Raw genomic sequence first — 9,719 nt, forward strand, 5'->3', positions numbered from 1 at the left:
GGTCGAGACTTGAACGCTAGTCTGAATCTAGCTTCTTTGGCGGTGAGTTCCACCGTGTCAGCTTGGGTCGTAGATAGTGCCGACACTACTACAGTGAAGCAGGAAGTTAACGTCAAATTTGCTCATGAGTAGATTTGAGTAAGTTTAACAGAACGGAAGTTGTGCAACAAGCGGTCACGGAATTCGGCCAGCAGTTTAAAGTGGATTGGACGATACCAGAACGGGAAGGAACACAACTGCGAACTATCTGGGAAGTCGGCTTAATTAATCCCAACCCTCGCCTAATTTCTGCCTTTATCAAGTGGAGTACCATGAAAGACATCAAACTTTTAGATACGGTTGCCATCCTCAACTCCGTCCCTCGGGAGCGATTGACTTTAGTTGAATTAGATTATGAGGCTGTCCCCAGCTTGCCAAGCGGACAGGTGGGAACGGTGGTTGAGGTGTATGAAAAAGGTTCGCGCTATCAATATTTAGTGGAATTTTCTGACAGTCAGGGGCGGGAATATGCGATGGCTATTCTGCCAGGCGATGAGCTTCTGGTCTTGCATTATGAACTGGAGGCGGCGTGAATTCTGCTTAAGGGAAAACGCTATGGCTCAAGTAGCGGTTAGCGAAATTTTGAACCCTATTATCGAATCTGACACACCGCGCCACAATCCCTCACGGAAGGCGATAGGTCGCCTGAGAAGCAGTAAAACAGGGGAAAATACCTGAAACTCTTTCCCCTGTGAATCGCTAGTTAGGGAGAGGAATGTAAAGATTTGTAAATTGTAGCTTTTGATACAGTTGTGGGGGGGGGAGTGTGTATAGTTTTGTTGTCTGCCTTTGGGGTTGGGTGGGGCTGTTGCTTGACCTGGCTGCGAGGGGGGCGATCGCACTTTATAACAAAACGATAAACTTCGTGAAAACCATGATGAAAAACAATACACTCACGGTATTTGCCATTCTAGCTGGACTAGGTATCCTCGCTTCACAAGCTCAAGCAACCGTGATTACAAATGGATGTGCGGCTACGAACCAATTCTGTAATCTTTCTGAACTTTTTGGAGGTGCGAGTATCCAAGTTGGTGATAAACTCTTTAACAATTTTAGTATTTTTAGACAAGATGGCACTAAAGTAGTAAACTTTAGAAATGTACAAGTGATTGGGATTTTTCAAGATACAAATGCACCAGGACTTGAATTTATAAGCCTGAATAATGAATTAACAGCTCCAAATGGCGGGGATATAGATTTCGTTTTTGACTTTAAAGTTACTACACTTGGTGAACCCATAGTAGATAATGAACTAATCCTCCCTGTTAATGGATTTAATACACAGCTCCCAGGTACGGTAGAAATTCTTGAAGGATTATTTGATTCTCCGAGTGGAAATGCTTTTGCTCTTAAACGTGTTCGCTCTGCTACTGACATCCTTCCACCTAACCTAGAAGCTCGAGTAGAATTTGAGCCACGAACTATGCTGTTTATTAGAAAAACAGTGAGAGTAGACGCAAGAGAAGGCGGAATAGCAGAATTATCAAGGTTTCAACAACGTTTCTCACAACAAACACCCGAACCCACATCTATCCTCAGCCTCCTCGCCCTCGGCACACTCGGCGCAGCTTCAACCCTCAAACGCAAACTGAAGCCCTCTAAATCCACCGGAAAAGAAACCACAAAAGTTGGCTAAATTGCTTCTAAAAATATGACAAATGCCCCCTTGATTCAGTCAGTTGAGGGGGTATTTTTTACATAACTCTCTCAATTTCCATAATTTCAAGGAGGATGGTTTATCCTTTCATCCGATATCTGCTACAATAGAGATACAGGAAATAAAATTTTTATCAGTAGGGTGGAAGTGGCGGTAAAACTCCTAGGTTGGGTTGACGCAAGGAAACCCAACAACTTCCCAGAATATTTTCACAATCTTGGTTGGGTTTCGCCTTTTGAGCCGATTGGTAATACCTGCTCAATAATGATAGCTCAATCCAACCCAGGGCTAGAGCGTCTGAGGGAATGCTAGATTTGACCATGACAGTAACTCAGCAGACAAACTACCATCAGGATTTTGGCATGAAAATTCATGGCTTGAGCGGACTAAAACTTTAATCTTTTCTCAATCTTTCTAACAGTTCAGAGCGGGATAAATTCACTAAAGAAAGAAGTAACCCGGTGCGTTCTGAGATGGGAAGTTGGGCAATCTGTTCAACTAGACCAGACAATTCCGAATCTAGGGTTCCAAACCGCCCTTCCAGAAGACTAGCTATCAGCGAGAGTTGTCCCTCTAAAGTGCCTTCCTGTTTTCCTTCTATTTTCCAATCTTCTCGCTGTTTTAGATAGGCTGGTGATAGGTTCATGATGTCCTCCTGTTCCTCGCTACTTAAATTATCTCTCAATTCCAAATTCTTACGCCAGTTGGCTAGAATTTCTAACAAATTTTCTTTAAAAGAGTTATCTTCTGGCAATTGAACTAACTCTTCTACGGCTCTTTTTTGTGTTTCTCCTTTTCCTAAAACCCTCAACCATAAAGTGTCTTCACTCACTGGTAACTGGTGGATGGCAACGATTGCCACTTTGAGGAAGTCAGCTAAAAAGTAAACCCCTTTTAACCAATTCCTCTCATCGCTGTCAGCCCTGAATCCTTGAATCATTCTAGCTGAAAAGGTGGGGGTGAGAATCCATAAAACTGGCAATTCTGCGACCGTCAGAGTTTTGTTTGCCCGTTTCGCCTTTCTTAACAGGTCATTATGAACAGTATATAACTTTGATATACAACTGCGAATCTCTATTTCTGAGGGCGGGTTACGGAAAGGTTCAAACAAACAGGAAGTCGCCGCCATTTTTCCGAGTAAACCTAAAGGGAGTTCGGTCCTTGATGGTGAACTGGCCGGTTCAAACCAGACATCTATTTCTTGAACCTCACTTTTCACTTTCTTACTCTTTTTTATGGTTCCTAGAGGCGCTAACAGTTCCTCTAAATATTCCTTGGCAAATTGGTCGTGAATTTGGCGGGTCATTCTCGGAGATGACTGAGAATATAAAGGGGGATAAACTATCCTATTATATCATTAATTAAAAAGTAATTCAATCGACAACATTGATCCATGACTAGGAATCAAATTGACTAAGAGAGGAACGTCTTTTAAAAGGAATTAGTTTTTTGATTAATTCAGGTGTAATTAAGCCTTGCGGATAAAAAATTGTTCCCAAAACGATTAAAATTCCAAAAATAATCAAACGACCATCGCGCAAGAAATTCCCTAACCAAATTGGTAAACCATTCACGCCGCCGAGGGCGCGTAAAACTTCGGGCAAAGCAGTTAAAACAATGCCTCCCACCACCGGCCCGACAAAAGTTCTTGAACCACCAATTAAAACGAAAGCCAGGAAAATAATACTAGAATCAAAGGTTCCTTGACGGGAATTCCAAGTATTGAGAAAATGGGCGCTTACCGCTCCCACAACTGCCGCTAAAACTGCCCCGAAAGTGAAGGATAAAACCTTGTGATAGGAGGGATTAATTCCCATGGCCGCAGCTGCCAATTCATCGGCACGAATGGCATTAAATGCCCGACCAATTTTGATGTTTTCTAACCGGTAGAGAAACAGCATAGTTAGGAATAAGAGGGGCAAGGCCAGCCAAAGGTAGGCTAATTGAGTAGTGAAGGGTTGGGGAATGGCGAAAATACCGACCGCACCGCCAGTTATCTCGAGATTAAGGGCAATAATTCTCAAAATTTCTACCCAGGCGATTGTGGCAATAGCTAAATAAATCCCTCGCAAACGGAGAACAGGAATACCTAAAACTATGGCTAATATTCCCGCAATAATGCCAGCAATTAACATTTCTAAAAATACCAAAGCCAGGGGATAATTGCTACCAGTATTAGTAAAAACTTTCGTGGAAAGAATGGCGGCAACATAACCGCCTAAAGCGTAAAAACCAGGGGTTGCTAAGGATAATTGACCGGCCATTAAGGGCAGATAAATTGAAATGCCTAATATGGCTCCAAATATCATTGAAACAATTAAAAAACCATAGGTGTTAAAAAAATCAGCCATATTTTCAGTGAGCGGTTATTGGGTGCTTAAGTTAGGGGAGTCAATTAGCTAATTTTATCACCGTTCTCTCCCACCTCATTCTCCGGTAATTCTCGAAATTATCATAATTTTTTATGTGGCACTTTTCCTATATGGTAGCGTTCGCCACCTTAAAAGCAGACGGGATGATCGATGATGGGAAAAAGGTATCTTTCTTAACTTTGTCTGGGAAAAAATTCGGGGGAATTTATAAAACAGCAGGATTGGTTCCTCGGACTCCTACGGTTGAATTTCCCGATAAAATCACAGTAACGGGCGAAAAAGTCCTAGAAGCTGAGGATATTATCAATTTTACCCCAGAAGCGATCCATCAGGTGCAGGCGATCGGTGAAGAACCAGTAATGTGGTTTTAAACCTTTTCAATTCGATCGGCTCACTAATTAAGTAGCTGGTTATAATTAAATTAAAAATGGATTTTAGGTTCGATCCCCCCTGCCCCCCTTGATAAGGGGGGTGCCGATAGGCGGGGGGCATCTGACAACTTTTAACGCCTACCTACTTAGGTTAGAGAAATGATAGATAAATGAGAGGATCATGAGAGAAATATGAAAGTTTTCTGGGTAAAAATTAGTTAAGATAGGGGGAAATTAAAGGATAAACAACTATAGATGTTTACTTCACTCGAACTTTTAACCACTTCCTTTGTTGCCGTGGGATTAGCCGCCGATGCCGTGGCCGTTTCTCTGACCAGTGGCCTGATGATTCGTCATATTCATGTTAATAAGGCTTTGAAAATTGCTTTGTTTTTTGGGGGATTTCAAGCGATTATGCCGATGATCGGTTGGGGTATCGGTCTAACCTGTCGCGATTTCCTCGCCTCTTTTGACCATTGGATCGCTTTTATTATTTTAGGAGCGATCGGCAGTAAAATGATCTACGAAGCTGTTCAAAATGATGACGAAGAAAAAAAATTTAATCCTCTAGATTCCTATACTTTAATCGGATTAGCGATCGCTACTAGCATCGATGCTTTAGTAGTTGGTTTGGGTCTATCGATGATTAAAACTCCCTTACTTTTAGCTTGCACTGTCATCGGTTCTATTACCTTTGCTTTATGTTTTATAGCTGTTTTTATCGGGCATAAATTCGGTAATTTATTTAGTCAAAAGGTGGAAATTCTCGGCGGTTTAGTTTTAATATTAATCGGCAGTAAAATCCTCATTGAACATTTAATTGCCTAGATTATCTCCATTTTTCACTATCCTCCCTATTTTCCCCGGCTGTTTTTCAACAGGGGAGTGGCTAATTCGGGATAACCAGCCTCAATTAAAGCCTGATCTCTGATGCGACAGGAATCGCATAAACCGCAGGGTTCAACTTCTCCTTGATAACAAGACCAAGTATCAGCAATGGGAACCCCCAAACTAACAGCACGACGGACGATATCTACCTTACTATCCATCACCAAAGGGGCAATTAATTGGGGTGCTTTCCCTTCTAAACCCGCTTTCGATGATAAATTAGCTAAAGTTTGAAAGGCTTCTAAATACTCGGGACGACAATCGGGATAACCAGAATAATCCACCGCATTAATTCCTAAATATATCGCCTCCGCTTCCCTTGCTTCCGCTAAAGAAAGAGCGATCGAAATAAAAACTGTATTTCTCCCCGGCACATAGGTAATCGGGATAATATCTGGGTTAATTCCCTCTTGGGGAATAGCAATAGATTGATCGGTTAAAGCGGAACCTCCCCACAAAGATAGATTGACTTCGATCAGATGATGTTCTTTAATATTGAGGAAATTAGCAATTTTTTTCGCCGCTGCTAATTCCCGCTCGTGTCTTTGTCCATAACGAAAGGAAAGGGCGATTAATTGATAACCAGCAGCTAAAGCGATCGCTGCTGTCGTCGCTGAATCTAATCCCCCGGAAAGTAAAATAATCGCCTTTTTTGTCATTATCCTAATGTCACCTGTGTTTGTTGATAATTAGCTACTAAGATAAATTGTTTTAGCCACCGGGAACCTAACAAAATCTCCTGAATTGCCTCCCCTGCAAAAACGGGAATTTCGTATTCCTGACCATCAATTCTTACTCTGCCTAAATATATATCAAAAAATGCTTCTCCTTGGGCAGTGCGTAACTTATCTTGGTTTAAAAATGGCCATTCAAGACTGCGAGCATCTTGGTCATTCATAACACAAAACTCCGTGAAACCAGTATCTAGCATAGCTTCTACAGGTAACACCAGACCATTAGGGCTGACTAAATCGATATCAAAATAAATTTGACCATTTTCTCCAAATCTCCCTTCAATCATATTCTGCCACTAACTCCAGTTTCATTAATGCCAAAGATATGATGGATTTTGTCGGGATATTTTGCCCTTGCTTTTTTACTAGCCACTTCTTTGTCGGGATCGATAAAATAATCGCCGCTATCGGGTTCGATCGCAATGTACCAACCATAATAATGTTTCATTAACCGGGGCTGTAAACTCTGAAAAATCGGCCAACAACGATGATAAAATTCTAATTGTCGGGCGCGATGTTTGGCCTTTTCTTCCTCTGTAGATTGAATCTCCGGAAAAACTCGACCACGACGCACTACTCGTTCAGAATTGTTGTTAGACATAGTATTTTACCTCTTGTTAGTCAATTAGGGTTTGGGAATTATGAATCATGAATTGGGAAGTGGGGAGACCACTTCGTGCGCGTTGCGGGGGGAGACCACTTCGTGCGCGTTGCGGGGGGAGACCACTTCGTGCGCGTTGCGGGGGGAGACCACTTCGTGCGCGTTGCGGGGGGAGATGGGAGCAGGAGAAAAAAGCTGATAACTGATAACTGATAACTGATAACTGATAACTGACTAGCGGACTCCTAAAAACTTATGGGTTTGGAGACTGAGACGCCATTGGGGATGCCGAAGAACATAATTAAAGACTAACTCTTTGCTTTCTACTTTATTCCATTCGGGTTGCAGATATTTGATCACCCCTTCCGATAACTTACTTTCCTGCATAGATGCCCAGTCTAAATCCTCTGGATGAGCCACGACAATTTTTAACTCATTCACCCGTGCATAAATACTAGGATCGGGCATTTTATAAGTTTTAGGAGAAAAAGTCACCCAATCGAAAACCCCAGTAAAAGGATGAGCGCCAGAAGTTTCTAAATGTACCCGTAAACCCTGATTTTTTAATTCCTTGGTCAAAGGATCAAGATTGTGCATTAAAGGTTCACCCCCGGTAATCACCACCATAGCGGGGTTAGCCCCTTTTGCCATCTCAACCAATTCCCGCACCGATTGTTGTGGATAACGGTGGGCATTCCAAGACTCTTTTTGGTCGCACCAAGGGCAATAGACATCGCAACCTCCCAAACGGAGGAAAAAAGCATTGCTTCCCGTCCAAAAGCCCTCGCCCTGCACAGAATGGAAAGTTTCGACAACAGGATAGGTACAATGGTTTATGCTAACCGTTTTCATAGAATCATTATTATAGAAAATATGGACATTCCCCTGAACTTTGCCAAATACATCCAATGGTCTGGTATTGCCACGCTGGTTTTTTTGGTACTCACGATTATCGCTTTTCTCGTCGGTTGGGGAATCCGCTTTCGTCTCGTCGGTGTCACTAGCTTTATGGCTGTGTTGACGGTCGGAATTTTCGGTCTTGGGTTGGGACTGTTTACCCGCACAGAAATTCCGGGAGCGGTGAGATTCTCCCTTGTCTATGATAACGGAGCTAATCAAGCTGTTATCTCCCTGCCCAATACTGTTACTCCCGAGCAGGTGGAAGCAACCCTAAAACAAGCCGCTAGTGACCTGTTTTCCTCTGGTCGCGCCGGTGCTGGCGGTAATAATCAATTTATCATTAGCGCTCGCACTCTGGTTCACCCTCAGCCCGGTTTATCTGCTCCTTTGTACTTAGGACAGATTAAAAAATCCTTCTCCGGCCCGGGAGATAATACCCCTGAACTACAGCTTTTTCCCGAAAGTTTCGCTAAACTTAGCCAATAATCCTGAGAGGTTGTCAAAAAATGTCCAATGCTGTCGCTGTTTTGCCCCTGTTAATCGCCCCCGCACAAGTGATTCGGGGTGACAATGCCCTAGAAGAATCCACCGGCAAATTAGCGGATTTGGGTAAACGTCCCCTGGTGGTGGGCGGCGATCGCAATTTAGCTTTTTTGTCATCTCCCCTGAAAAATCTCACTCCTAGCTATCACAGTTACGCCCCCGATTGTTCGGAAAATTCTCTAGCATATTTAAAGGCATCTGTCAAGAGTCATGAGGCAGATTTTATCATCGGTGTGGGTGGCGGCAAGGCCCTCGATACGGCCAAATTACTCGCCCATCAGTGCCATTTGCCGATCGCCACGATTCCCACCTCCGCGGCCACTTGTGCCGCTTGGACGGCCCTATCTAACATCTATTCCGACGCGGGGGCGTTTCTTTACGATCTGTCCCTAGCCCGTTGCCCGGATTTATTAATTCTCGATTACGGTATTATCCAAACTGCCCCGAAAAGAACCTTAATCGCTGGTATTGGCGATGCGATCGCTAAATGGTACGAGGCTTCCGTCAGTAGCGGTCATTCCACAGAAACCCTGATCATTGCTGCTGTCCAACAGGCCCGGGTTTTGCGGGATATTCTTTTCCAAAAATCCCCGCAGGCTCTGGAAAATATCGGCGGGGAGGACTGGAAACAGGTAGTGGATGCCACCGTTTTATTAGCCGGAGTAATTGGTGGTTTAGGGGGCGCTAATTGTCGTACCGTGGCCGCCCATGCAATTCATAATGGTTTAACCCATATTCCCGCTTGCCATCACGCGCTCCACGGGGAAAAAGTCGCCTACGGAATTCTCGCCCAATTGCGTCTAGAGGAAATAGTTTTGGGTAATCAATTAGCAGTATCGGCCCGGGGGCAACTAATCCAGTTTTATGAACAAATTGGTTTACCGAAATCCCTAGAGGATTTAGGATTAAGAGATGTTTCCCTTGCCCAATTGCGCCACGCGGCCGCAATTGCCTGTCAGCCTAATTCGGACATTCATCGTTTACCTTTTACGGTTTCCCCCGAACAAGTTATGGCGGCCATGGTTTCCACTACCACTGCCGATACGATCGGGCAGAAAGTTAAAGCTAATTAAGGGCAATATTTTCGGGATTTATTAATAAAATTCTCACCTATAGCCCTAGGTTTTGAGCAGCAAATCAATCACAGCCCTCAACTAAACCATCCTGAAAGTCCCCCAAGCCTGAAAATCCTGATGCTGACAATTAAAAGAATAATCACCCTGCAATTGTGGGTTGGGTTGAATGATAATGAAACCCAATAGGGAGTAAGCGTTGGGGGTGGTGCGTTCCCAAATACAAATTAATGTTAAAGCCACAATGGTTTGAGGGAACGCACCCTACAGGCTCATGCTGAAGAGGACAAAAATAAATGGAAGGAGTAAAAAAATGCCGACGATAGATATAGAGAAAACACGGCAAGCCTGGACAAACTTAAAGCAAATACTCTTTATTCCTCGCAGCGAATCAGAATATCTGAACTTCCCCCGTATAAATATACTAGCTATGGCTCAAAGTCTTACAGAGCCTGAGTTAAAGCAATATAATACTAAGGGACTACTGGACACAAAATCCTGAAGTCCTTACGCAGATAGGGTTTGAGGCAAAAATTTTCAA

The 9,719-nt window shown here is 43.4% G+C and carries 13 protein-coding genes and 1 pseudogene; 7 read left to right on the top strand and 7 right to left on the bottom strand.

What is annotated here, in order from left to right:
* Positions 1-155: 155 nt before the first annotated feature.
* From O9300_RS19605 to O9300_RS02455, 3 genes and pseudogenes are all read left to right on the top strand, one after another.
* A pseudogene (locus tag O9300_RS19605) lies at positions 156-302 on the top strand (DUF6883 domain-containing protein); the annotation flags it as partial.
* 9 nt (positions 303-311) lie between these two features.
* Positions 312-572 carry a DUF4926 domain-containing protein gene (locus O9300_RS19385; protein ID WP_190720514.1) on the top strand — a complete coding sequence of 87 codons (261 nt, stop codon included), beginning with the start codon at positions 312-314 and terminating at the stop codon, positions 570-572.
* A gap of 233 nt (positions 573-805) precedes the next feature.
* Complete coding sequence (locus O9300_RS02455) at positions 806-1,675, top strand: PEP-CTERM sorting domain-containing protein (RefSeq protein ID WP_287969844.1); 870 nt, start codon at positions 806-808, stop codon at positions 1,673-1,675.
* 154 nt (positions 1,676-1,829) lie between these two features.
* Here the strand turns inward: O9300_RS02455 and O9300_RS02460 are convergent, their stop codons facing one another.
* From O9300_RS02460 to O9300_RS02470, 3 genes are all read right to left on the bottom strand, one after another.
* Positions 1,830-2,018 carry a hypothetical protein gene (locus O9300_RS02460; protein WP_190720511.1) on the bottom strand — a complete coding sequence of 63 codons (189 nt, stop codon included), beginning with the start codon at positions 2,016-2,018 and terminating at the stop codon, positions 1,830-1,832.
* Positions 2,019-2,090: 72 nt separating this feature from the next.
* On the bottom strand, positions 2,091-3,002 hold the full coding sequence (locus O9300_RS02465) for a hypothetical protein (protein ID WP_061430168.1): 912 nt from the start codon (positions 3,000-3,002) through the stop codon (positions 2,091-2,093).
* 91 nt (positions 3,003-3,093) lie between these two features.
* On the bottom strand, positions 3,094-4,047 hold the full coding sequence (locus tag O9300_RS02470; protein ID WP_287969847.1) for a branched-chain amino acid ABC transporter permease: 954 nt from the start codon (positions 4,045-4,047) through the stop codon (positions 3,094-3,096).
* A 113-nt stretch (positions 4,048-4,160) separates the two neighbouring features.
* On the opposite strand from O9300_RS02470, the gene O9300_RS02475 reads away from it, so the two are divergent.
* A complete protein-coding gene (locus O9300_RS02475; protein WP_287969848.1) occupies positions 4,161-4,439 on the top strand; it encodes a hypothetical protein in 279 nt (92 codons plus the stop codon).
* 255 nt (positions 4,440-4,694) lie between these two features.
* A complete protein-coding gene (locus O9300_RS02480; RefSeq protein ID WP_012265686.1) occupies positions 4,695-5,267 on the top strand; it encodes a manganese efflux pump MntP in 573 nt (190 codons plus the stop codon).
* Between the two features lie 26 nt (positions 5,268-5,293).
* Here O9300_RS02480 and queC read toward each other — a convergent pair whose 3' ends face one another.
* The 4 genes from queC to O9300_RS02500 all read right to left on the bottom strand — a co-directional run bounded on the left by queC (position 5,294) and on the right by O9300_RS02500 (position 7,514).
* Complete coding sequence (gene queC / locus O9300_RS02485; protein WP_287969850.1) at positions 5,294-5,986, bottom strand: 7-cyano-7-deazaguanine synthase QueC; 693 nt, start codon at positions 5,984-5,986, stop codon at positions 5,294-5,296.
* The gene (locus tag O9300_RS02490) at positions 5,986-6,348 is read right to left on the bottom strand and encodes an aspartyl protease (RefSeq protein ID WP_159251296.1); all 363 of its coding nucleotides are present in this window, start codon (positions 6,346-6,348) and stop codon (positions 5,986-5,988) included. Before O9300_RS02490 ends, queC begins: the two co-directional genes overlap by 1 nt.
* Entirely contained in the window at positions 6,345-6,662 is a 318-nt protein-coding gene (locus O9300_RS02495) for a hypothetical protein (protein WP_046661710.1), read from the bottom strand. The genes O9300_RS02490 and O9300_RS02495 overlap by 4 nt, the downstream gene beginning before the upstream one ends.
* A gap of 234 nt (positions 6,663-6,896) precedes the next feature.
* On the bottom strand, positions 6,897-7,514 hold the full coding sequence (locus O9300_RS02500; protein ID WP_147070665.1) for a 7-carboxy-7-deazaguanine synthase QueE: 618 nt from the start codon (positions 7,512-7,514) through the stop codon (positions 6,897-6,899).
* On the opposite strand from O9300_RS02500, the gene O9300_RS02505 reads away from it, so the two are divergent.
* Both O9300_RS02505 and O9300_RS02510 read left to right on the top strand, forming a co-directional pair.
* On the top strand, positions 7,491-8,048 hold the full coding sequence (locus O9300_RS02505) for a Ycf51 family protein (RefSeq protein WP_287738076.1): 558 nt from the start codon (positions 7,491-7,493) through the stop codon (positions 8,046-8,048). The genes O9300_RS02500 and O9300_RS02505 overlap by 24 nt on opposite strands.
* A 20-nt stretch (positions 8,049-8,068) precedes the next feature.
* Positions 8,069-9,178, top strand: coding sequence for an iron-containing alcohol dehydrogenase family protein (locus tag O9300_RS02510; protein ID WP_287969852.1), 1,110 nt, complete (start codon positions 8,069-8,071; stop codon positions 9,176-9,178).
* Positions 9,179-9,719: the final 541 nt, after the last annotated feature.

Origin of the sequence: Microcystis sp. LE19-195.1E (genome assembly GCF_027532095.1) — a bacterium.
Taxonomy (GTDB): domain Bacteria; phylum Cyanobacteriota; class Cyanobacteriia; order Cyanobacteriales; family Microcystaceae; genus Microcystis; species Microcystis aeruginosa.

Excerpts from the sequence above, each read along its gene's own strand:
- O9300_RS19385 (WP_190720514.1), top strand. The coding sequence starts at position 312 with ATGAAAGACATCAAACTTTTAGATACGGTTGCCATCCTCAACTCCGTC.
- O9300_RS02460 (WP_190720511.1), bottom strand. The coding sequence starts at position 2,018 with ATGGTCAAATCTAGCATTCCCTCAGACGCTCTAGCCCTGGGTTGGATT.
- O9300_RS02465 (WP_061430168.1), bottom strand. The coding sequence starts at position 3,002 with ATGACCCGCCAAATTCACGACCAATTTGCCAAGGAATATTTAGAGGAA.
- O9300_RS02470 (WP_287969847.1), bottom strand. The coding sequence starts at position 4,047 with ATGGCTGATTTTTTTAACACCTATGGTTTTTTAATTGTTTCAATGATA.
- O9300_RS02475 (WP_287969848.1), top strand. The coding sequence starts at position 4,161 with ATGTGGCACTTTTCCTATATGGTAGCGTTCGCCACCTTAAAAGCAGAC.
- O9300_RS02480 (WP_012265686.1), top strand. The coding sequence starts at position 4,695 with ATGTTTACTTCACTCGAACTTTTAACCACTTCCTTTGTTGCCGTGGGA.
- queC (WP_287969850.1), bottom strand. The coding sequence starts at position 5,986 with ATGACAAAAAAGGCGATTATTTTACTTTCCGGGGGATTAGATTCAGCG.
- O9300_RS02490 (WP_159251296.1), bottom strand. The coding sequence starts at position 6,348 with ATGATTGAAGGGAGATTTGGAGAAAATGGTCAAATTTATTTTGATATC.
- O9300_RS02495 (WP_046661710.1), bottom strand. The coding sequence starts at position 6,662 with ATGTCTAACAACAATTCTGAACGAGTAGTGCGTCGTGGTCGAGTTTTT.
- O9300_RS02505 (WP_287738076.1), top strand. The coding sequence starts at position 7,491 with ATGGTTTATGCTAACCGTTTTCATAGAATCATTATTATAGAAAATATG.
- O9300_RS02500 (WP_147070665.1), bottom strand. The coding sequence starts at position 7,514 with ATGAAAACGGTTAGCATAAACCATTGTACCTATCCTGTTGTCGAAACT.
- O9300_RS02510 (WP_287969852.1), top strand. The coding sequence starts at position 8,069 with ATGTCCAATGCTGTCGCTGTTTTGCCCCTGTTAATCGCCCCCGCACAA.